This is a genomic window from Acidovorax sp. T1 (assembly GCF_002176815.1).
GTDB lineage: Bacteria > Pseudomonadota > Gammaproteobacteria > Burkholderiales > Burkholderiaceae_C > Acidovorax.
Genome location: NZ_CP021648.1, coordinates 1,152,490 through 1,172,635 on the forward strand (window position 1 = coordinate 1,152,490; position 20,146 = coordinate 1,172,635).

The window sequence follows — 20,146 nt, forward strand, 5'->3', positions numbered from 1 at the left end:
ACTGTTACGGGGGAAAGCGCAAGTTGGAAAACGCCCGCCCGGCGTGAACCGCTTTGCGCTCGACTTCTGCGGCAGACGCCAGCCACCCCTTTTGTTCCAGAAACAACAAGAAAGCCCGGGTGCTGACCTTGCGGCAGTTGTCTGGCACGACAAAGCTGGCGCGCGCTATTTTGTGGTCTTCAAAAAGAAAAACACCGGTTTTCGGCGGCTGCTCCACAGCGAAGTGATTCATCGACTCCTGAATTGCCAGTTCACCCAGATTCGATTTGCGGGGTGGCGCAGCACCGCTGGACAGGCTTTGTTGATAGCGTTCATGAATCCGGGTGGAGAGAACGGGCACATGGTTGGCTTGTGACCAATGCGCCAGCTTCTCGCTGGTAGGGGTCTGGTTGCGCGTCACCTCCAGCAGCACCATATCCACCAGCGCCACCGCCCAGCCCGGCCTGAAAAGCACATCCAGCGCGTCGGCGTAGGCGAGGGTAATCAACGGCCCTGCGTCGGGCAGCAAAACAATGTCTGAGTGCGTCGTCATGCGGCCTGCCGATCAAGGCGCCAGTGCGTGCAGGCTGTCCACCATGTGCTGTGTCTCGGCGTCTGCAATGCGCGGCATGGGCAAATGGGCCTGCGCCATCAGCAAGAAAAGGTCTTCCTGGCTGTCTATGCCCAAGGCGGCAAGCGCTTCACCATCGCCAATGCGCCCCAGCGAAAAATCCAGCAGGGTTTTGAAGTTCTGGTTGCCGCTGCTTTCGGCTGCTTCAAATGTCTCGACCAGGTAGCGCAGCTCGGTATTAAAAAGTGCATTGATCGACGTGTCCGCCTTGGCCGCGATCACCTTCGCGCGCTTGAGCAGGTCGCGATCCACGGAACCCGTGAAATTGACATTGGTGGCCATGCTGGATCCTTTGATGCTTGCAACACATAAATCAGTGTAATGCGCAATCCAGTGTGGGGGCGCCAACCATCGTCGTCAAGTGCGCCTATAAAGCCTGCCCAATCATCAAAACGCGTCGCGCCCGCGCACCCGTGCCACCAGGCGAACATCTGGCCCCACCCGGTCCACCGAAGTGAAGTCCAGCGCCAGCCCTTGGGCAAGCGTTTCAAGAGGCCCAACACTTGCCATGCCCAGGCCCGGCCCCAGCAAAGTGGGCGCCAGATACACCAGCATTTCATCCACCAGCCCCTCGCGCACGAACGAGCCATTGAGCTTGTTGCCGGCCTCCACATGCAGCTCGTTCACGCCGCGCTGGGCCAGGTCGCGCAGCATGTCTGGCAGGCTCACTTTGCCCTGTGCATTGGGCAGATAGATCACGGTGGCGCCACGCGCTTCCAGCGCGGCCTTTTTGGCATCATTTTGGGCTGCAGCGTATATGTAGCAAGCGCGGCCAGCTATGAAAAGGCGAGCATCCAGCGGCGTTTGCAACTGGCTATCGACCACCACCACATGCGGCTGGCGCGGGGTGGGCACCTCGCGCACATCCAGGCGCGGGTCGTCGTCCAGCACCGTGCCAATGCCGGTCAGCACCGCGCAGGCGCGCGCACGCCAGGCGTGGCCATCGGCGCGCGCAGCGGGCGATGTGATCCACTGGCTGGCGCCATTGGCCAAGGCAGTGGTGCCATCCAGCGACGCAGCAGCCTTGAGGCGCACCCACGGCGTGCCCCGCACCATGCGGCTGAAAAAGCCGATATTGAGCTCGCGCGCCTGCGCCGCGCCCGGGCCCACCTCTACCGCCACGCCCGCAGCGCGCAGCCGCGCAAAGCCCTGGCCGCCCACCAGCGGATTGGGGTCGGCAATGGAGGCCACCACCTTGCCAATGCCCGCCGCAATCAACGCATCGCAGCACGGCCCCGTGCGCCCCTGGTGCGCGCAGGGCTCCAGCGTGACGTAGGCGGTGGCACCGCGCACATCGCAGCCAGCGGCGGCCGCATCGCGCAGCGCCATCACCTCGGCGTGCGCACCGCCAGCCTGCTGCGTAAAGCCTTGGCCCAGCACCCGCCCATCGGGCGCGGCAATCACGCAGCCCACGCGCGGATTGGGGTTGGACAAAAAAAGCGCCTGGGCGGCCAGCCCAAGCGCTTGGGTGATGAAGGGGGATGCGTCTGTCATAGCGGCTGCGATAGTAGCGTGCAGCAGCAGTATGGAACTGCGCCACATTTTTCTGGATACGGCGCCATTTTGAGCAATCTGCTCAAACCCTTACCGCAGCTCCTCCAGCAGGGCGGGGTGCTTGTCCAGCAGCTTGAACAGGTTCACCACGGCTGGCATGGGTTGGGCCTGGCCGCGTTCGTAGCGGCTGAAGGCGTTGTGCCCGCCGCCGGTCAGCTGCGCGGCCTGGCGCTGGGTGAGGCGCAGCTTCTTGCGCACGCGCTGTAGCAGGCGCTGCTCTTGCTCGCGCCCGGCCAAAACCCAGGCGTCGCTGGCTTCGATATAGCGCTCTTGACTTTCACGGTCAAAGTACACCTCGCCGCAGCTATCGCAGCGGTCGCCGCAAAGGTTATGCACCTGTACATCGGCGCTGATGGCGAAGGTCTCGCCCGCGAATGCCGTGTATGTCTTGCCGCCGCAGGCACCGCAAAGTTTCATTTTTGTTGCCATAGTCACTTCCCCTTGAACTGTATGACGATGCGCTCGGCGACAGCCGTCAGCTTGATGTACGGGCACATCGGCATAGACATCGCGCAGGCTCACGGCCACATCCAGGCAGCGCAGCGCCAGCGCTTCATCGGGCCGGGTGAGAACCTTGTGCTGCCAACGGCCCTCGTCGCCCAGCTGGTACAGATCGGCGTGCACGCGATCCTGGCGCAGCAGCAGGTATTCGCGCAGGCTGGGCAGCAGGCGGTAGGCAAACAGCTTTTCGCACCTGTCGATGCGTTCGGTGCTGGGGGAGAGCACCTCCACAATCAGGCAAGGGAGCGCGGTGTACAGGGGGTGCCTGTCGGCCGTCGCGCAAGAAAGCACCACATCGGGGTAGTAAAAGTAGCTCTCTTCGGCCTGGTCTATGCGCACTTTCATATCGGCCATGAACAACTGGCAGCCTTTGCGGCGTGCCGCAGGTAGCAGTGCAGCATGCAAGGAGCCGGCGATCAGAGCGTGCGTGCGAGTCGCCCCCACCATGGCCACCACCTGGCCGGCCAGGTATTCGTGCTTGACTTCACCAAGCTGCTCGCCCTTAAGGTAGTCCTCGATGGTGGTTTGGGCTTGTGGCTGGGACGGGGTAGTCATAGCTCGGGCATGGCGGCGCAGAGGTGATTGCCCCGGGCCATTGTTTACTTGGTTCTAGTTGGGCAGCCATCCACGTTGCAGTTTTGGTGCAGAACGCCTGTAGATATGTTTGTTACGTTCATTTTGGTGCCCGCACAACTCGGAGTTCCGGTTGTGGACGCTAGGAAGTAATTTTGCTGGTCTAGGGATTTATTGACTTTTGTGTATGGTCGCTCATTACGTTCGTTGGAGTCGATCGTGGAGTTGGCATATTGGAAGCGGCAAACGTAGTCATAGTGCGTTGTTTTTTTATTTTTTTCGGTGATCTCCCATATTGAAGTGCCAGAAAGTTTGATGGTTCCATTCCATTCGTACGTCTGATTGTTCGGGCCGTTTGTCGTTGGTGCTGGCCAGGAGATCAGGCATATGTAAGATTTGTAGTTAGCGATAGTGATGCCAGAATTTTGATCTTTGGCGTCGCCAAACTGGCATTCTGTTGAGTAATTGGTTGCTGGTGTGTAGGTAATACCCGAGTGATCAATGTCAATGCTGTTGGCATTCCATCCTGTGGGAATTGTGATTGGACTAGTTTTGGCTCCATCTTCTAAACTTACATCGACATACCCAGCTACGATATAACCTATAATTTTTGTGCAAATTCCGGTGTTACTGGTGCTGGGGTCCTTTAGGGTGTTTTTTATCTCATCTGCAGTGGATGTGGAAGTTAATGTGTTGTCGGTGCAGGTGTTTGTAACGTCGCCGGTAATATTGTCAAACAAAATATATTTGCCATTGTCTTTGAATCTGACTGCGCTTTTGCCATTGCCTAAGTCAACAGAAGGTATTGGAATATCTAGGTTGCGATTTTTGGGCCGCCGCAGAATAGTTCCGTCGGGCAACGGAAACCAGAGGCTGCCAGCCAAGAGTGGATCTGTCGCGGAGACATGGGATGTCAGTTGGACTTGTTGCGCATTCCCCGCACGATCAGTCCAGGCCACTGTAACAACGACTGAGCGACCAGTGTCAGGGGTACCTGCGCTCGTGATACCCCAGGATCGGATAAATGTTGCATTAGTCGTTGTACCTGCAATGGACGTTATGGTTTCTTGCGTTACGGGCGTCACGGCAGAACTGCTCACCATCTGCGTCCCGTATTTTGTCAGATTCTCGAATGTTCGCAGGTCTTCCATTTTTTGCTGGGCTAACCGGGTAGCTTCGGTGCGCTGTTTGGCAACGTCAGCATTCAATGACAAAGTGGTCTGAAAACCGGCCACAGCCAGCATTCCGAAACTCACCACCATCATGGCGACCAGGGCTTCGATCAGTGCGAATCCATGGGCAGGTTTTTTGTAATGTGCTTTCATGGTCTTCTCTGGGTTATGTGGGTGACTAAAAATCAAAAGTCTTTCCAACTGCCTGGTACACGTACCATTGACCCTGTTGCTCCGCGAATTTTTTTCAATGCTTCCGCGTCGTAGTTGTAATTGGCGTTTGCATTTGCGCAATAATTGCCGCGCACAATAAGTGCCCCATTGATTTCACCGTTGCCAAGGCCAACCTGGTCCCAGGTTGCTTGGTCGCCATAAACCAGTCCGTAAATCTTTTCACCACCATTGAACTTCAGGCCGTTTGTCGTTACAAAGATGACCGGATCTGTTGGGCTGCCTAAGTTGCTTTGTGCGTCAAAATAACAAGTTGTGTAGAAAGATCGATAACCTTGGGCAAATGCTGAAGCATAGTCAGTTGTTACATTTCCGCAATTGCCTAAAATTTTTGTCGATACATCTGATTTAAATAGATCGATTGTTGTGCCGAAATAACTCTTAAACATGGCATCAGGGTCGGGGTCGGCACTGAGGCTGCTAAGTGACGCATCATTTGCGATCATTGAGTTTTGCCATGGTGTCCCCGACAGAGTAGAGGTGTTTTGAAATTCCTTGAATGCCCCGTTGCAACCGGGCACTGCCGTGTTATTAATGCCACCGCCTGCATTAACAAGTATGCCGTTTGAGCCGGGGTCGGTGTTTGAAACACTACTGGCGGCACTGGTCAACTGCAGCGAGCCACCAGTCGTAATTGCCGCTGCTGGCACCGCCCTGACAGCTGGCCGCAGTTTCACGATAATGCTGATCTTCTGATAGGCATCGGATTTATTGGTGTTGTCTGGCTCACAACGATTGCCGCTGCCGACAGAAGTGCAACCGTAGGATGTGACCAGTACGCTTTCCTTATCTGGTGTTGCGCCGGGCATCTTTAATGCAATGGTTGTTGCATTAAAAGGCTCTAACTCCACAGTGAACGTGGGGTCGGTGGTCGTACTGAGGCTTGGGATGCCAGTATCAAGACAGCTACAGACGGGCTCGGCGGTACCGTTCATTCTGCAAACTGGCGACGGCGGTGGGGATGGGAATTTCGTCGAATCAAGAAAACCTTCGGCTGCATCGTAGCCCAGGTACTTGGTTCGAAATGACTTTGTGTTGCCGGTGCCCGTTGTGGTGCAGGTCGTGTTGACATACCGCGGGTCGTTCAGCATCGCGGTTGCCCATTCGATGCCTGCTTCGGCGGCTTCAAATGCTTTTGTCGAGCGCAATTGGTTTGCTGAGGTTTTTTGCTCAAACAGCATGCTTCTGTTCACGAAGAACGCAACCAAAGTCATGCCGAACAGCAAAATCAGAGATACGACTAGCGTCGTCGCACCACGCTGCAGCCTTGGATTGCGCGTGGACCGATTTGAATTTGTAAATAAGGTCATAGTGGGCAGCTCCCAAGTAGTTCTTCGTTGCGCACACGCACAGTCTCTTGAATACTGCGCGTTACCGTGGGGTCAGTGGTGGATGTGCCTTGCAATGCGATGTTGTAGCTTCGCACTTTGATAAACGGACATGTGGCGCAAGCCGCAGTCGGGCAACCGCTGGCATCAACCGTGCATGCAGCGCAAGTGCTGCTGCTACCACCGGTGCAGTACTGCTGCAATGGAACGCATTTGTGCACTGGCGTTACAGTGAAATTGCTGACAGTCAAGGACTTGATATCAGTAATAGCTTGCCAGTTGCTGCTTCCTTGTTGAAATTGCAATTCACCAGAATTCAGCCTAAAACCATAATTTTCTGCGCTATCAAGAGCGTTGTTCTCGGCGCTGGCGGGTTTGGCGCTTGAGTAACTGTAGGTGGCGGTTGAGGATGCTGCGCTGGCGGCTGGGTAGACTGCGGCGTAGGGTGACGAAGCGGCCGGAATTGGAGCGCTGGAGGATACGACCGCCGCGGTTGCGTTGCCCCAGTAACCCGCCCGGCGCAAGTCGCGGGCGATCAGGTCTGCTGCTGCGCGCATGTCCTGATTAACCTGAGTTTCGAGTACAAGACGGCGATTGTTGTTGATGTAGTCGCCGAACAGCATCAATGCACCGCTGAGGATGAATAATCCGACGGCCACGCCAATAAGCAACTCGATTACAGAGAGGCCTTGCTGTAGTGCTCTTTTTTTTGGGGTATACACTTTTTGTCCTTATTCAGCAGGTGGAATAGCCCGATATGTGCCCGGACCCGGTAGGGCTGCACGTCTTTACCCGGCCCATCGAAGTGATGTTTACACGCAGGTCCCATGAGCCGATACTGCTAGTCGCTGTGATTGTGTCGGCGCCGCTGCTGATGGTTGCCATTCCGCGTACTGGATCAAAAACTATCGTTCCAGTGTTTGGCGAAAAGGACGCTGAACTTCCGGCTGCTATCTTGACGGTTTTTAGCTCTGTCTCTCCAGACCCGATGGTCGAAGCTGTTCCCGCTGTCTGTACACAACTCGTGTTGGCAGATGCGGTAGTCGTAGACGTTGCCAATGCGTGAATAACATAGCAATTAGTGCCAAGGGTCACTTGGACTGAGGCATTGCGTTGCACTGCTTCACTGCGTGCATACTGCAAGTCGGTGACCAGTTCGTTGATCAAACCTTCGACACGTTTTTTGGCAAAAAAAGTAGTAAAAGATGGCGCGGCCAAGGTGACCAAAATGGCTGCAATTGCCACGGTGACCAACAACTCAATAAGGGTGAAGCCTTTTTGCCTTGGCATCATTTGCCCCAGCAGGTGTTGGGCGAGTTGCTTGCGCTGCCATTGTTCACCGTGACTGTGAGGGTATCGCAACCGGTGTCTTTTTTCTGGCTTTTCCCATCAACAGCGGTTGCCGTCAAGGTGTAGCCGGTTTCCGTGTTGCTTGAAACGGCCCAGGTGTAATAACCGCCCTGGCTTGTTGCTGATAGGCCGAGTCCGGGTGGTGTGGGCGGTGTGGGTGGTGTGGTCAGTGGGGGAGGGGGCGGCGTTTTCGTCGCGATCGCCTCTGCGTGGCTCGCGTACTTTGGCTTGTTAGCCCTCCAGCGCTCTTGCGCCTGCTGAACTTCAGCCAGCGCAGCAATCGCATCCGAGCGCCTCGACTTGCGAACCTGGTTCATATAACTGGGATAGGCCACTGCAGCCAATATGCCCACAACCGCCACGACGATCATCAGTTCGATCAGCGTGAATCCATTGGGCTTGGGGGATTGGCGGCGTGCCTGTGGTGCGGTGGAGGTTTTCATGCCTACATTTTGACGCGTAAGGCTTTCGAAACAAGTGTTTCGAATGTGCCGCTGGTCGATTGCGCGGGGCCGCTTGTCGGGTTTCTGGTGGGGGTGGGCGGGGGCCAGTGGTGCTGTGGTGCTGGCGTGCCTTGGCCGTCAGCAGGTGGCGTAGCCGCTCATGCTGCCCTGGGGCGAGCATGTTCTGGTGCGCCCCATGATGTTGACCACATGCCGAATGGTCTTGCCGCTGTCGGCGATCAGGTTGATGGATCCTGCAGGGGTGGTGGTGCCGCGAACCGGGTCAAACAGCATGGTGGAGACGTTGGCCTGCAGGCGCACGCCCTGCGTGGTGGCCAGGCCCACGCTTTTGATGGGCGCGTTCATTGGGTCGGTGCATTGCGCAGTCCCGGCGCTGGTGCAGGTGCAGCCGCCGGTGTTGCCGCTGTGCAGCAAATAACAGGTGCCTGCAGTGTCAGAGCCAAAGCGCAGATGCATTTGGCTATTGCGGGCCACGGCCTCGCTGCGGATGTGCTGTATGTCGGTGGCCAGCTCTGCGGCGTGGCCTTCGAGGCGGCGCAATTCCTGCAGCCCCTGAAATGCCGGAACGGCCAGGCCCATGAGGATTGCCGCGATGCTGAGCACGATCATTACCTCTACCATGCTGAAACCTTGCAGCGGGCGGGGTTTGGCACTGGCCGCAAGGGCGGGGCGGCGGGTGTTTTTGCGGTTCAACGGCATGGCGGCAACTTTCTGTGGGGCGGTTGGTGCGGGGCCTGCCGTGCATGCTATGGATTTACCGTGTCTTTGGCTACCGCGGCGCAACGGGTTTGCGCATGCTCAGTTTGTGAACATGCTTTTAGCGCCATGGTTCAGCGCCGCGTGTACCCCAGGCACGCCCCCGCATTCGGCAACCCTTTGCATTCCCTGTACAGGCGCCGGTCGCGCTCGGCGGTGCTTTCTTCTGATGGGCTGCGCTGGTGCTTCACTTTGACGGAGCCCTTCTTTTTGGTGGGGGTGCTGGCCCCTGTAACGGCGGCACTCTTTTGGGGCGCGGCCTGCGCGCTGGGGGAGGGCGCCAGCAGGCCCAGTGCCATGCAGGCACACAGGATGGCGGCGGCGCCTGTACCGCCTGTGCCTTGAGTGCGTGGGTTGTGCAGGCTTTTGTCGCAATTGTTGCTATGCATGAGTGCTCCATGGCTGGCAGGTTGGTCGGGCGGTCTGCTGTCGGCATCCTTTACGATGCGGCGTTGTCATTTTCCACGCCCATCCTGCCATGCGCCAAGCTTTGCTGAATCTCGAAGAATCCCGTATCCGTGAAGTCGCCAACGCTGGCATGGGGCGCAGCGATGTGCTGGCCTTCTGGTTTGGCGAGAGTGACGAGGGCACGCCCGATGTGGTGCGCCAGGCGGCCATTGATTCGCTGCAGCGCGGTGAAACGTTTTATGCGCACAACCTGGGCCTGCCGGAGTTGCGTGCCGAAGTGGCGGCTTACACCAGCCGGCTGCACCGGCCTGTGGGCGCTGACCGCATTGCCATCACGTCGGGCGGCGTCAATGCGCTGATGCTGGCGGTGCAGGCGCTGGTGGATGCGGGCGATGAGGTGGTTGCCGTCACGCCTGTGTGGCCCAACCTGACGGCGCAGCCCCTGATCATGGGGGCGGCGTTGCGCTGCGTGTCGCTGCGCCCCCAGCCGGGCGGCGCCTGGGCGCTGGACATGCAGGAGCTGCTGGCTGCTATCACCCCGGCCACGCGGTTGCTGGTGGTGAATGCGCCCAACAACCCCACGGGCTGGACCTTGACGGCGCAGGAGCAGCAAGCCATCCTGGCGCATTGCCGTGCCACGGGCACCTGGATCTTGGCCGATGAGGTGTATGAACGCCTGTATTACGAGCCCACCGCCCATGGCTGTGCCCCCAGTTTTCTGGACCTGGCCGAGCCCGAAGACCGCCTGGTGGTGGCGCACAGCTTTTCCAAAAGCTTTTTGATGACGGGCTGGCGCCTGGGCTGGCTGGTGATGCCGCCGTCGATGACGCACCACATGGGTAAGCTGGTCGAGTTCAATACCTCGTGCGCCAGTGTTTTCACGCAGCGGGCCGGCATTGCCGCACTGCAGCATGCGGACGAGATCACGCCGCGTGTGGTTGCGCACCTGCGGCAGTGCCGCGACACCTTGGTGCCACTTTTGCAGGCGCTGCCCGGCGTGGAGGTGGCCAGTGCGCGCGGCGGTATGTATGCGTTCTTTCGCCTGCCGGGGCATGGCGATTCGCTGGCCACCGCCAAGCGCCTGGTGGCCGAGGCGGGGTTGGGCCTGGCGCCTGGCAATGCCTTTGGCGACGAGGCGCAGGGCTGGCTGCGCTGGTGTTTTGCGTCCAAAGATCCACAGCGCCTGGTGCAGGGGGTGGAGCGGCTCAAAAACTGGCCCGGGTTATAATCCGCCGGTTTTGCATGGTGCAAGACGCACGCCAACGGCCGTTCCAGCTGCTGGCGCAAGTAAAAACTATTGATCTGTGGCTTTGCTGCAGGTCTCCATCAAGGAAAAATCAATGATCGCATCCTCTATCAAGGCCGAAGTTGTCAAGGCCAATGCACGCGCTGCCAACGACACGGGTAGCCCAGAAGTGCAAGTGGCCCTGCTGACGGCCCGCATCAACGAACTGACCCCTCACTTCAAGACGCACGCCAAAGACCACCACGGTCGCCGCGGCCTGCTGCGCATGGTGAGCCGTCGTCGCAAGCTGCTGGACTACCTCAAGGCCAAGGACGCTGAGCGTTACACCGCGCTGATCGCCAAGCTGGGTCTGCGCAAGTAATCTGATTTGCATGTCAAAACGCCTGGGTTAGTCCGCTAGCTCAGGCGTTTTTTACTTCGGAGCCGCAAAACAGAGCGAAGCTGTGTCATTCCAATGGCCTTGATCCACGCAGGTGGCGGGCAGGTTCACTGGAATGGCATCGTGTTCTGAATTGCCCTCCAAGCCAATCTGGCAGAGCGCTGCCAGCTATTAAAACAGGAGCTGAACATGAGCATTTTCAACAAAATCACCAAGACTTTCCAATGGGGTGACAAGACCGTCATCATGGAAACGGGCGAAATCGCCCGCCAGGCCGGTGGTGCCGTGCTGGTGAACATCGACGACACCGTGGTGCTGGCCACCGTGGTGGCCTCCAAGGTGGCCAAGTCGGGTCAAGACTTTTTCCCGCTGACGGTGGATTACATCGAGAAGACCTACGCTGCGGGCAAGATCCCCGGTAGCTTCTTCAAGCGCGAAGCCAAGCCCAGCGAGCACGAAACCCTCACCAGCCGCCTGATCGATCGCCCGATCCGCCCGCTGTTCCCCGAAGGTTTCTTCAATGACGTGCATGTGGTCATCCACACGGTGTCGCTGAACCCTGAAGTCGATGCCGACATTGCCGCCCTGATTGCCACCAGCGCTGCGCTGGCCATCTCGGGCATTCCGTTCAGTGGCCCGATTGGCGCTGCGCGCGTGGGCTATATCAACGGCGAATATGTGCTCAACCCCGGCCAGACGGCGCGCAAGAGCTCGCAGATGGACCTGGTGGTGGCAGGCACCGAAGCGGCCGTGCTGATGGTCGAATCCGAAGCGCAGCAACTGTCTGAAGAAATCATGCTGGGTGCCGTGGTTTTCGGTCACCAGCAAGGCAATGTGGCCATCAACGCCATTCACGACCTGGTGCGCGAGGCTGGCAAGCCCGTGTGGGACTGGAAAGCCCCCGCCAAGGACGAATCGCTCATCGCCAAGGTGACTGCCTTGGCCGAAGCCAAGCTGCGCGCGGCCTACCAGATCCGCAACAAGCAGGCCCGCACGCACGCCTGCCGCGAGGCTTATGCCGTGGTCATGGCCGACCTGAAGGAAGAAGGCATTGCCTTCGACAGCGTCAAGGTCGAAGGCATGTTGTTCGACATCGAGGCGCGCATCGTGCGCAGCCAGATCCTGGCGGGCGAGCCCCGCATCGACGGCCGCGACACGCGCACCGTGCGCCCCATCGAAATCCGCAGCAGCGTGCTGCCCCGCGCGCACGGCTCGTCGCTGTTCACGCGTGGCGAAACCCAGGCGCTGGTGGTGACCACGCTGGGCACCGAGCGCGATGCGCAGCGCATCGACGCGCTGGCCGGCGAGTACGAAGACCGCTTCATGATGCACTACAACATGCCTCCCTTTGCCACCGGCGAAGTGGGCCGCATGGGCAGCACCAAGCGCCGCGAAATCGGCCACGGCCGCCTGGCCAAGCGTGCGCTGGTGGCGGTGCTGCCAAGCAAGGAAGAGTTCCCCTACACCATGCGTGTGGTGTCGGAAATCACCGAGTCCAATGGTTCTTCGTCGATGGCTTCGGTCTGCGGCGGCTGCCTGTCGATGATGGATGCCGGCGTGCCCATGAAGGCGCATGTGGCCGGTATCGCCATGGGCCTGATCAAGGAAGACAACCGTTTTGCCGTGCTGACCGACATCCTGGGCGATGAAGATCACCTGGGCGACATGGACTTCAAGGTGGCGGGCACCACTGCCGGCATCACGGCGCTGCAGATGGACATCAAGATCCAGGGCATCACCAAGGAAATCATGCAGGTGGCACTGGCCCAGGCCAAGGAAGCGCGCATTCACATCCTGGGCAAGATGCAGGAAGCCATGGGCGAAGCCAAGACCGAAGTGAGCAACTTCGCGCCCAAGCTCTACACCATGAAGATCAACCCCGAGAAGATCCGTGACGTGATCGGCAAGGGCGGCGCCGTGATCCGTGCGCTGACCGAGGAAACCGGTTGCCAGATCAACATCGAGGAAGACGGCACCATCACCATCGCCGCCACCGACAACGCCAAGGCTGACGAAGCCAAGCGCCGCATCGAGCAGATCACGGCCGAAGTCGAAATCGGCAAGATCTACGAAGGCCCGGTCACCAAGATCCTGGACTTCGGCGCCCTCATCAACCTGCTGCCCGGCAAGGACGGCCTGCTGCACATCAGCCAGATCGCGCACGAGCGTGTCGAGCGCGTGGGCGACTACCTGACCGAAGGCCAGATCGTCAAGGTCAAGGTCATGGAGACCGACGAAAAGGGCCGCGTCAAGCTGTCCCTGAAGGCCCTGACTGAGCGCCCAGCCGGCGGCAGCGATCGTCCGGCCCCGGCCGAGCGTGGTGACCGCGGCGACCGTGGTGGCGAGCGCCGCGATGGCGGTCGTGATCGCCAGCCCGTCGATCAGCAGCAGCAACAGCAGCAAGCCGCGCCTTCCGAAGGCAACGCGGGCCAGCTGAACGGCTGATTGATCTGCTATTGATATAAGAGCTGCTGGCGCTTGTCCATCAAGCCCTGGCGGCCAAAATCATTCGGATGGACGAGCGAAGGGTTCCTGTATGCGCGCTGTAGAAATCACTGCCTTTGGCGCCCCCGAGGTGTTGCGCCTGGGCGAGCGCCCCATGCCCCAGGCGGGCGAGGGCGAGTTGCTGATCCGTGTCAGCGCGAGCGGCATCAACCGGCCGGACGTGTTGCAGCGTCTGGGCCATTACGCACCGCCACCCGGCACATCCGATCTGCCGGGGCTGGAGGTGGCGGGTGTCGTGGAAAGCGGCGATGCAGCCGCCCTGGCGCGGGCTGGGTTGAAGGTGGGCGACCGCGTTTGCGCGCTGGTGGCCGGTGGTGGTTATGCCGAGTGGTGCGTGGCGCCGGTTGAGCAGTGCCTGCCGGTGCCGGCGGGCCTGAGCGACATCGAGGCCGCATCCCTGCCCGAAACCTTCTTCACGGTGTGGAGCAATGTGTTCGACCGGGGTCGTCTGCAAGCGGGCGAAACCCTGCTGGTGCAGGGCGGCACCAGCGGCATTGGCGTCACGGCCATCCAGCTGGCGCGCGCGTTGGGCGCCACGGTGATCGTGACGGCCGGTAGCGACGAAAAATGCGCGGCCTGCCTGGCGCTGGGTGCGCACCATGCCATCAACTACAAGACGCAGGATTTCGTTGAGGAAGCCAAACGCATCACCGCCGGCAAGGGCGTGGATGTGGTGCTAGACATGGTTGCGGGCGACTATGTGGCGCGCGAGGTGGAGTGCCTGGCCGAGGATGGCCGCCTGGTCATCATCGCCGTGCAGGGCGGGGTCAAGAGCAACTTCAATGCGGGCCTGGTGCTGCGGCGCCGACTGACCATCACGGGCTCGACCTTGCGCCCGCGCCCGGTGGCGTTCAAGGGCACCATTGCGCGCGCGCTGCGCGAGCATGTCTGGCCGCTGATTGCTGCGGGCACGGTGCGCCCGGTCATTTACCGCACGTTCGCGGCGGCGGATGCGGCGCAGGCCCATGCGCTGATGGAATCCAACCAGCACACTGGCAAGATTGTTTTGACGTGGTCATCATGAAAAAGAAACTCATCGCAGGCAACTGGAAGATGAACGGCAGTCTGGCTGCCAACGAAGCGCTGGTGCGTGCCCTGATCAGCGGTATGGGGCAGCCCGCTTGTGACGTGGCGGTGGCGGTGCCGGCGCCCTATCTGGCCCAGGTGCAGAGCATCGCTGCAGGATCGGTGCTGGCGCTGGCCGCGCAGGATGTCTCGGTGCATGAAGCGGGCGCCTACACGGGCGAAACCTCGGCGGCCATGCTCAAGGAATTTGGCGTGCGCTATGTCCTGGTGGGGCACTCGGAGCGCCGCCAGTACCACGGCGAGAGCGACACCCTGGTGGCCGTCAAGGCGCAACGGGCGCTGGCGGCAGGCATCACGCCCATTGTGTGTGTGGGCGAAACCCTGGCCGAGCGGGAAGCCGGTCAAACCGAGGTGGTGGTGAAGCGCCAGCTGGCGGCCGTGATCCATCTCAACGGCCATTGCATCAGTGAAATCGTGGTCGCCTATGAGCCTGTCTGGGCCATTGGCACCGGCCGCACGGCTTCGCCCGAGCAGGCCCAGCAAGTGCACGCCGTGCTGCGGGCACAACTGGCTGCGGCCAGTGAGCACGCAGACCGCATTCGCCTGCTGTACGGCGGCAGCATGAACGCTGCCAACGCCGCGCAGTTGTTGGCGCAACCCGATATCGACGGTGGCCTGGTGGGTGGCGCGGCGCTGAAAGCCCAGGACTTTTTGCAAATTATTGCTGCAGCCCAATAAGGGCTTGCACTTGAAGCTATTAAATCAGGAGTAAATTGAGAATGAATGTGCTTGTGAATGTGATTTTGGGTGTGCAGATGCTGACGGCGCTGGGCATGATTGGCCTGATCCTGGTCCAGCATGGCAAGGGGGCAGACATGGGTGCTGCTTTTGGCGGCGGCAGTTCGGGCAGCCTGTTTGGCGCCAGCGGCAGTGCCAACTTCCTCTCGCGCACCACGGGCGTGCTGGCCACGGTGTTCTTTGTGGCCACGCTGGCACTGGCTTATTTTGGCAACGTGCGCCCGGCCGGTTCGGGCAGTGTGCTGGAAACGCCGGCGGCCGTGGCTCCGGCAGCGCCGGTGGATGCCGTCCCTGCGGGTTCGAGCGCGGCGGTTCCGGTGCCTGCGCCGGCCGCTTCGGGGGCGGGGCAGATTCCGACGAAATAAAGCGCACTTAATTGGGCTTCTGCCTCCGGGGAAGGGTTTTTCCGGAGTAGAATTAAGACTGTCTGGAAAGCAAAAGCCGCAAGGCGCCTCATGCCATCCAGATAAGAAAATCAGCCGTCGTGGTGAAATTGGTAGACACGCTATCTTGAGGGGGTAGTGGCGAAAGCTGTGCGAGTTCGAGTCTCGCCGACGGCACCAAAACATAGGCCTGCCTGCATGACCCGCCCTGGGTTGTCGCGGGCAGAGCTGCAGCGGTGAGCACATCCTCCAGATGAATCTCGATCAGTACCTCCCCGTCCTCTTGTTTATCCTGGTTGGCATCGCCGTAGGTGTCGTGCCCCTGGCTCTGGGGTATGTGTTGGGCCCCAATCGCCCGGATGCCGCCAAAAACTCCCCTTACGAATGTGGCTTCGAAGCTTTCGAAGATGCGCGCATGAAGTTCGATGTGCGCTATTACCTCGTGGCCATTCTTTTCATCCTGTTCGATCTGGAAATCGCCTTCCTCTTCCCGTGGGCGGTGACGCTGCAGGACGTGGGTGTGACCGGCTTTGTCGCCGTGGTGATCTTTCTGGCCATCCTTGTCGTGGGCTTTGCCTACGAATGGAAAAAAGGCGCCCTGAACTGGGAATGAGCGGGCTTCAATAAGGACGTAAGCAATGATTGAAGGCGTGATGAAGGAAGGCTTCATCACCACGAGTTACGACTCTGTGGTGAACTGGGCCAAGACCGGATCCCTGTGGCCCATGACCTTTGGTCTGGCTTGCTGTGCGGTCGAAATGATGCATGCCGCCGCTGCGCGCTACGACATCGGGCGTTTTGGTGCCGAGGTGTTCCGCGCCAGTCCGCGCCAGTCCGATCTGATGATTGTGGCGGGCACCTTGTGCAACAAGATGGCCCCCGCTTTGCGCAAGGTGTATGACCAGATGTCCGAACCCCGCTGGGTGCTGTCGATGGGGTCGTGCGCCAATGGTGGTGGTTACTACCACTACAGCTATTCCGTCGTGCGTGGCTGTGACCGCATCGTGCCGGTCGACGTGTATGTGCCGGGCTGTCCGCCCACGGCCGAAGCGCTGATCTACGGCATCATCCAGCTGCAGCAGAAAATTCGCCGCACCAACACCATTGCTCGTGCCTGAAGGGTTGATGATGACTGCTGTTGCCATTCGGCCTGAAAAACTCCAAGACAACATTGCTGCGGCCTTGGGCGCCAAGGTGCGTCAGATCACGGTGGCTCTGGACGAGGTGACGGTGGTGGTTGCCGCTGCCGACTACCTGGACGCGATGCGCGTGTTGCGCGATGCCGAGGGCTGCCGCTTCGAGCAGCTGATCGACCTGTGCGGTGTCGACTATTCCGCATATGCCGACGCTGTGAACGAAGGCGCCCGCTATTGCGTGGTGTCGCACTTGCTGTCCGTCAGCCTGAACCAGCGCGTGCGCGTCAAGGTGTTCTGCCCTGACGATGATTTCCCGGTGGTGGCCTCGGTGTCCGATCTGTGGAATTCTGCCAACTGGTACGAGCGCGAGGCGTTCGATCTGTTTGGTATCTTGTTTGACGGCCATAACGACCTGCGCCGCATCCTGACCGACTACGGCTTTATCGGTCACCCCTTCCGCAAGGATTTCCCGCTGTCCGGGCATGTGGAAATGCGCTATGACGCCGAGCAACGGCGCGTGGTCTATGAGCCCGTGTCCATCGAGCCGCGCGAAATCACGCCCCGCATCATTCGCGAAGACAAGTACGGAGGCCTGCACTGAGCCGCTGGGCGTCTCATGTGATCCATCATGGCGGAAATCAAGAACTATTCCCTGAATTTTGGTCCGCAGCACCCGGCCGCGCACGGTGTGCTGCGTCTGGTGCTGGAGCTGGACGGCGAAGTCGTGCAACGCGCCGACCCGCACATCGGACTGCTGCACCGCGCCACCGAAAAACTGGCCGAGCACAAGACCTACATCCAGTCGCTGCCCTACATGGACCGGCTCGATTACGTCTCGATGATGTGCAACGAGCACGCCTACTGCCTGGCGATTGAAAAGCTGCTGGGCATCGAGGTGCCGCTGCGCGCGCAATACATCCGCGTGATGTTCGCCGAAATCACGCGGTTGCTGAATCACCTGATGTGGCTTGGTTCGCACGGCAACGATTGCGGCAGCTCCACCATCCTGATCTACACCTTCCGCGAGCGCGAAGACCTGTTCGACATGTACGAAGCCGTCTCCGGCGCGCGCATGCATGCGGCCTATTTCCGTCCAGGCGGTGTATACCGCGACCTGCCGGACAGCATGCCGCAGTACAAGGTCAGCAAGATCAAGAATGCCAAGGCCCTGGAGGCCATGAACCAGAACCGCAAGGGTTCATTGCTTGATTTCATCGACGACTTCACGCAGCGCTTTCCTGGCTGCATGGATGAGTACGAAACCCTGCTCACCGACAACCGCATCTGGAAGCAGCGCACTGTGGGCATTGGTGTGGTGCAGCCCGAGCGAGCGCTGAATCTGGGCATGACCGGCCCCATGCTGCGCGGCTCCGGCATTGCGTGGGATTTGCGCAAGACCCAGCCCTACGACGTGTACGACCGCATGGACTTCGATGTGCCGGTTGGCAAGACCGGCGACTGCTACGACCGTTATCTGGTCCGCAAGCAGGAAATGCGCGAGTCCAACCGCATCATCAAGCAGTGTGTGGACTGGCTGCGCGCCAATCCGGGCCCGGTGATCACGGACAACCACAAAATTGCCCCGCCCGATCGCGAATCCATGAAGTCCAACATGGAAGAGCTGATCCACCATTTCAAGCTGTTCACTGAAGGTTTCCATGTGCCCGAGGGTGAGGCCTATGCGGCGGTCGAGCATCCCAAGGGAGAGTTTGGTATCTACCTGGTGAGCGACGGTGCCAACAAGCCGTATCGCCTGAAGATCCGCGCCCCCGGTTTCGCGCATCTGGCCACGCTGGATGAGATGGCCCGGGGCCACATGATTGCGGATGCCGTGGCCATCATTGGAACCATGGATATCGTGTTCGGAGAGATTGATCGATGATTACCGAAGCGACCAAGGCGCGATTCGCGCGTGAAGTGGCCAAGTACCCGGCGGAGCAAAAGCAGTCGGCCGTTATGGCCTGCCTGTCCATCGTGCAGCAGGAGCAGGGCTACGTCAGCGAAGCCAGCGAAGCGGGCATTGCCGAGTACCTGGGCATGCCGCAGATCGCCGTACATGAAGTCACCACCTTCTACAACATGTACAACCAGCAGGCGGTGGGTAAATACAAGCTCAACGTCTGCACCAATCTGCCATGCCTGTTGCGTGATGGCGGCAAGGCGCTGGAGCATCTGGAGCACAAGTTGGGTATCTCCATGGGTGAAACGACGCCGGACGGCATGTTTACCCTGCAGCAATGCGAATGCCTTGGTGCCTGCGCCGATGCGCCGGTCATGCTGGTGAACGACCGCCACATGTGCAGCTTCATGGGCAACGACAAGCTCGACCAGCTGGTAGACAGCCTGCGTGCAGCGGAGGCCAAACAATGACCACGGCAGCCCAGGTGCTTTCTCAATTCCAGGCAGCAGGTGTTGAGACCTGCTTTCACGACCGGCACATCACGCCGCAGATTTATGCCGACCTCCATGGTGCCAACTGGGGCATCAAGGACTACGAAGCGCGCGGTGGTTACCAGGCGCTGCGCACCATCTTGGGCAAGGATGGCGGCGCGGGCCTGACGCAGGACCAGGTGATTGCGACCGTCAAGGAATCCGGCCTTCGGGGTCGTGGCGGGGCGGGCTTCCCCACGGGGCTGAAGTGGAGCTTCATGCCGCGCCAGTTTCCCGGTCAGAAGTACCTGGTGTGCAACTCGGACGAGGGCGAACCAGGCACCTGCAAGGACCGCGACATCCTGATGTACAACCCGCACATCGTGATCGAGGGCATGATCATTGCTGCCTACGCGATGGGTATCAGCGTGGGCTACAACTACATCCACGGCGAAATCTTCCAGGTCTACGAACGCTTCGAAGCCGCGCTGGAAGAGGCGCGTGCCGCGGGCTATCTGGGCAATGGCATTCTGGGCAGCGAATTCAGCTTCCAGCTGCATGCACACCACGGTTTTGGTGCCTATATCTGCGGCGAGGAAACCGCCTTGCTCGAATCGCTGGAGGGCAAGAAGGGCCAGCCCCGCTTCAAGCCGCCATTTCCGGCCAGCTTTGGCCTCTATGGCAAGCCCACCACCATCAACAACACCGAAACCTTCGCTGCGGTGCCGTGGATCATCCGCAATGGCGGCGCTGCCTACCTGGCCTGCGGCAAGCCCAACAACGGTGGCACCAAGATCTTTTCGGTCAGCGGCGATGTGGAACGGCCCGGAAACTATGAAGTGCCTATGGGCACGCCGTTTGCCAAGCTCCTTGAATTGGCTGGCGGTGTGCGCACCGGGCGCCAGCTCAAGGCGGTGATTCCGGGTGGATCGTCGTCGCCCGTGTTGCCGGCATCCATCATCATGGAATGCACCATGGACTACGACTCCATTGCCAAGGCCGGCTCCATGCTGGGCTCCGGTGCGGTCATCGTCATGGACGATTCGCGCTGTATGGTCGAGTCGCTCAAGCGTCTGTCGTATTTCTACATGCATGAATCGTGTGGGCAGTGCACCCCGTGCCGTGAAGGCACCGGCTGGCTCTGGCGCCTGGTGGACCGCATCCACCGCGGCGAAGGGCGTCCTGCCGATATGGAGGTGCTCGACTCCGTGGCCGGCAACATCATGGGCCGCACCATCTGCGCGCTGGGCGACGCCGCCGCAATGCCCGTGCGCGCCATGATCAAGCACTTCCGCCCCGAGTTCGACGCGTTGATCCGGAACAAGACCCCTCAGGCCGCGCCCTCTGCCTGATCGC

23 protein-coding genes and 1 tRNA gene are annotated in these 20,146 nt (G+C 60.0%); 13 read left to right on the forward strand and 11 right to left on the reverse strand.

Annotated elements, in window-relative coordinates; translation table 11 throughout:
- Positions 1 to 4: 4 nt before the first annotated feature.
- The 11 genes from CCX87_RS05545 to CCX87_RS21270 form a co-directional block, all read right to left on the reverse strand.
- Positions 5 to 532, reverse strand: a complete 528-nt coding sequence (locus CCX87_RS05545) for a hypothetical protein (protein WP_087744449.1) — start codon at positions 530 to 532, stop codon at positions 5 to 7.
- 12 nt (positions 533 to 544) lie between these two features.
- Entirely contained in the window at positions 545 to 892 is a 348-nt protein-coding gene (locus tag CCX87_RS05550) for a hypothetical protein (RefSeq protein WP_087744451.1), read from the reverse strand.
- 105 nt (positions 893 to 997) lie between these two features.
- Entirely contained in the window at positions 998 to 2,104 is a 1,107-nt protein-coding gene (ribD, locus tag CCX87_RS05555) for a bifunctional diaminohydroxyphosphoribosylaminopyrimidine deaminase/5-amino-6-(5-phosphoribosylamino)uracil reductase RibD (RefSeq protein WP_087744453.1), read from the reverse strand.
- Positions 2,105 to 2,194: 90 nt separating this feature from the next.
- Entirely contained in the window at positions 2,195 to 3,220 is a 1,026-nt protein-coding gene (locus tag CCX87_RS05560) for a type II TA system antitoxin MqsA family protein (RefSeq protein WP_087744455.1), read from the reverse strand.
- A gap of 44 nt (positions 3,221 to 3,264) precedes the next feature.
- Entirely contained in the window at positions 3,265 to 4,563 is a 1,299-nt protein-coding gene (locus CCX87_RS20720) for a type IV pilus modification PilV family protein (RefSeq protein ID WP_143218346.1), read from the reverse strand.
- 32 nt (positions 4,564 to 4,595) lie between these two features.
- Positions 4,596 to 5,951, reverse strand: coding sequence for a pilus assembly PilX family protein (locus CCX87_RS05565; RefSeq protein ID WP_087744457.1), 1,356 nt, complete (start codon positions 5,949 to 5,951; stop codon positions 4,596 to 4,598).
- A complete protein-coding gene (locus tag CCX87_RS20725; RefSeq protein ID WP_143218347.1) occupies positions 5,948 to 6,691 on the reverse strand; it encodes a PilW family protein in 744 nt (247 codons plus the stop codon). Before CCX87_RS20725 ends, CCX87_RS05565 begins: the two co-directional genes overlap by 4 nt.
- Before the next feature lie 13 nt (positions 6,692 to 6,704).
- Positions 6,705 to 7,262 (reverse strand): GspH/FimT family pseudopilin, encoded by a 558-nt coding sequence (locus CCX87_RS05570; RefSeq protein WP_087744459.1) that lies wholly within the window; start codon positions 7,260 to 7,262, stop codon positions 6,705 to 6,707.
- Positions 7,259 to 7,762, reverse strand: a complete 504-nt coding sequence (locus CCX87_RS05575) for a type IV pilin protein (protein WP_087744461.1) — start codon at positions 7,760 to 7,762, stop codon at positions 7,259 to 7,261. The genes CCX87_RS05570 and CCX87_RS05575 overlap by 4 nt, the downstream gene beginning before the upstream one ends.
- 138 nt (positions 7,763 to 7,900) lie before the next feature.
- A complete protein-coding gene (locus CCX87_RS05580) occupies positions 7,901 to 8,482 on the reverse strand; it encodes a GspH/FimT family pseudopilin (RefSeq protein ID WP_087744464.1) in 582 nt (193 codons plus the stop codon).
- Between the two features lie 131 nt (positions 8,483 to 8,613).
- Positions 8,614 to 8,838 carry a hypothetical protein gene (locus CCX87_RS21270; RefSeq protein ID WP_232476538.1) on the reverse strand — a complete coding sequence of 75 codons (225 nt, stop codon included), beginning with the start codon at positions 8,836 to 8,838 and terminating at the stop codon, positions 8,614 to 8,616.
- Between the two features lie 179 nt (positions 8,839 to 9,017).
- On the opposite strand from CCX87_RS21270, the gene CCX87_RS05590 reads away from it, so the two are divergent.
- The 13 genes from CCX87_RS05590 to nuoF all read left to right on the forward strand — a co-directional run bounded on the left by CCX87_RS05590 (position 9,018) and on the right by nuoF (position 20,142).
- On the forward strand, positions 9,018 to 10,175 hold the full coding sequence (locus CCX87_RS05590) for a pyridoxal phosphate-dependent aminotransferase (protein WP_087744466.1): 1,158 nt from the start codon (positions 9,018 to 9,020) through the stop codon (positions 10,173 to 10,175).
- Between the two features lie 112 nt (positions 10,176 to 10,287).
- Positions 10,288 to 10,554, forward strand: coding sequence for a 30S ribosomal protein S15 (gene rpsO, locus CCX87_RS05595; protein ID WP_007849123.1), 267 nt, complete (start codon positions 10,288 to 10,290; stop codon positions 10,552 to 10,554).
- Positions 10,555 to 10,761: 207 nt separating this feature from the next.
- A complete protein-coding gene (pnp, locus tag CCX87_RS05600; RefSeq protein ID WP_087744467.1) occupies positions 10,762 to 13,017 on the forward strand; it encodes a polyribonucleotide nucleotidyltransferase in 2,256 nt (751 codons plus the stop codon).
- A 91-nt stretch (positions 13,018 to 13,108) separates the two neighbouring features.
- Positions 13,109 to 14,101: an NAD(P)H-quinone oxidoreductase gene (locus CCX87_RS05605; protein WP_087744469.1), complete on the forward strand. Its 993-nt coding sequence runs from the start codon at positions 13,109 to 13,111 to the stop codon at positions 14,099 to 14,101.
- On the forward strand, positions 14,098 to 14,841 hold the full coding sequence (gene tpiA / locus CCX87_RS05610; protein WP_087744471.1) for a triose-phosphate isomerase: 744 nt from the start codon (positions 14,098 to 14,100) through the stop codon (positions 14,839 to 14,841). The genes CCX87_RS05605 and tpiA overlap by 4 nt, the downstream gene beginning before the upstream one ends.
- A gap of 41 nt (positions 14,842 to 14,882) precedes the next feature.
- Positions 14,883 to 15,266 carry a preprotein translocase subunit SecG gene (gene secG, locus CCX87_RS05615; protein ID WP_087744473.1) on the forward strand — a complete coding sequence of 128 codons (384 nt, stop codon included), beginning with the start codon at positions 14,883 to 14,885 and terminating at the stop codon, positions 15,264 to 15,266.
- Between the two features lie 113 nt (positions 15,267 to 15,379).
- Positions 15,380 to 15,464, forward strand: a tRNA-Leu gene (locus CCX87_RS05620).
- Between the two features lie 73 nt (positions 15,465 to 15,537).
- A complete protein-coding gene (locus CCX87_RS05625; RefSeq protein ID WP_087744474.1) occupies positions 15,538 to 15,897 on the forward strand; it encodes an NADH-quinone oxidoreductase subunit A in 360 nt (119 codons plus the stop codon).
- A 25-nt stretch (positions 15,898 to 15,922) separates the two neighbouring features.
- The gene (locus CCX87_RS05630; RefSeq protein WP_005793239.1) at positions 15,923 to 16,402 is read left to right on the forward strand and encodes a NuoB/complex I 20 kDa subunit family protein; all 480 of its coding nucleotides are present in this window, start codon (positions 15,923 to 15,925) and stop codon (positions 16,400 to 16,402) included.
- Between the two features lie 10 nt (positions 16,403 to 16,412).
- Positions 16,413 to 17,021 (forward strand): NADH-quinone oxidoreductase subunit C, encoded by a 609-nt coding sequence (locus tag CCX87_RS05635; protein ID WP_087748196.1) that lies wholly within the window; start codon positions 16,413 to 16,415, stop codon positions 17,019 to 17,021.
- Positions 17,022 to 17,048: 27 nt separating this feature from the next.
- Entirely contained in the window at positions 17,049 to 18,302 is a 1,254-nt protein-coding gene (locus CCX87_RS05640) for an NADH-quinone oxidoreductase subunit D (RefSeq protein WP_087744476.1), read from the forward strand.
- On the forward strand, positions 18,299 to 18,790 hold the full coding sequence (nuoE, locus tag CCX87_RS05645; protein WP_087744478.1) for an NADH-quinone oxidoreductase subunit NuoE: 492 nt from the start codon (positions 18,299 to 18,301) through the stop codon (positions 18,788 to 18,790). The genes CCX87_RS05640 and nuoE overlap by 4 nt, the downstream gene beginning before the upstream one ends.
- Complete coding sequence (nuoF, locus tag CCX87_RS05650) at positions 18,787 to 20,142, forward strand: NADH-quinone oxidoreductase subunit NuoF (protein WP_087744480.1); 1,356 nt, start codon at positions 18,787 to 18,789, stop codon at positions 20,140 to 20,142. Before nuoE ends, nuoF begins: the two co-directional genes overlap by 4 nt.
- Positions 20,143 to 20,146: the final 4 nt, after the last annotated feature.

Excerpts from the sequence above, each read along its gene's own strand:
- CCX87_RS05545 (WP_087744449.1), bottom strand. The coding sequence starts at position 532 with ATGACGACGCACTCAGACATTGTTTTGCTGCCCGACGCAGGGCCGTTG.
- CCX87_RS05550 (WP_087744451.1), bottom strand. The coding sequence starts at position 892 with ATGGCCACCAATGTCAATTTCACGGGTTCCGTGGATCGCGACCTGCTC.
- ribD (WP_087744453.1), bottom strand. The coding sequence starts at position 2,104 with ATGACAGACGCATCCCCCTTCATCACCCAAGCGCTTGGGCTGGCCGCC.
- CCX87_RS05560 (WP_087744455.1), bottom strand. The coding sequence starts at position 3,220 with ATGACTACCCCGTCCCAGCCACAAGCCCAAACCACCATCGAGGACTAC.
- CCX87_RS20720 (WP_143218346.1), bottom strand. The coding sequence starts at position 4,563 with ATGAAAGCACATTACAAAAAACCTGCCCATGGATTCGCACTGATCGAA.
- CCX87_RS05565 (WP_087744457.1), bottom strand. The coding sequence starts at position 5,951 with ATGACCTTATTTACAAATTCAAATCGGTCCACGCGCAATCCAAGGCTG.
- CCX87_RS05570 (WP_087744459.1), bottom strand. The coding sequence starts at position 7,262 with ATGATGCCAAGGCAAAAAGGCTTCACCCTTATTGAGTTGTTGGTCACC.
- CCX87_RS05575 (WP_087744461.1), bottom strand. The coding sequence starts at position 7,762 with ATGAAAACCTCCACCGCACCACAGGCACGCCGCCAATCCCCCAAGCCC.
- CCX87_RS05580 (WP_087744464.1), bottom strand. The coding sequence starts at position 8,482 with ATGCCGTTGAACCGCAAAAACACCCGCCGCCCCGCCCTTGCGGCCAGT.
- CCX87_RS21270 (WP_232476538.1), bottom strand. The coding sequence starts at position 8,838 with ATGGCACTGGGCCTGCTGGCGCCCTCCCCCAGCGCGCAGGCCGCGCCC.
- CCX87_RS05590 (WP_087744466.1), top strand. The coding sequence starts at position 9,018 with ATGCGCCAAGCTTTGCTGAATCTCGAAGAATCCCGTATCCGTGAAGTC.
- rpsO (WP_007849123.1), top strand. The coding sequence starts at position 10,288 with ATGATCGCATCCTCTATCAAGGCCGAAGTTGTCAAGGCCAATGCACGC.
- pnp (WP_087744467.1), top strand. The coding sequence starts at position 10,762 with ATGAGCATTTTCAACAAAATCACCAAGACTTTCCAATGGGGTGACAAG.
- CCX87_RS05605 (WP_087744469.1), top strand. The coding sequence starts at position 13,109 with ATGCGCGCTGTAGAAATCACTGCCTTTGGCGCCCCCGAGGTGTTGCGC.
- tpiA (WP_087744471.1), top strand. The coding sequence starts at position 14,098 with ATGAAAAAGAAACTCATCGCAGGCAACTGGAAGATGAACGGCAGTCTG.
- secG (WP_087744473.1), top strand. The coding sequence starts at position 14,883 with ATGAATGTGCTTGTGAATGTGATTTTGGGTGTGCAGATGCTGACGGCG.
- CCX87_RS05625 (WP_087744474.1), top strand. The coding sequence starts at position 15,538 with ATGAATCTCGATCAGTACCTCCCCGTCCTCTTGTTTATCCTGGTTGGC.
- CCX87_RS05630 (WP_005793239.1), top strand. The coding sequence starts at position 15,923 with ATGATTGAAGGCGTGATGAAGGAAGGCTTCATCACCACGAGTTACGAC.
- CCX87_RS05635 (WP_087748196.1), top strand. The coding sequence starts at position 16,413 with ATGACTGCTGTTGCCATTCGGCCTGAAAAACTCCAAGACAACATTGCT.
- CCX87_RS05640 (WP_087744476.1), top strand. The coding sequence starts at position 17,049 with ATGGCGGAAATCAAGAACTATTCCCTGAATTTTGGTCCGCAGCACCCG.
- nuoE (WP_087744478.1), top strand. The coding sequence starts at position 18,299 with ATGATTACCGAAGCGACCAAGGCGCGATTCGCGCGTGAAGTGGCCAAG.
- nuoF (WP_087744480.1), top strand. The coding sequence starts at position 18,787 with ATGACCACGGCAGCCCAGGTGCTTTCTCAATTCCAGGCAGCAGGTGTT.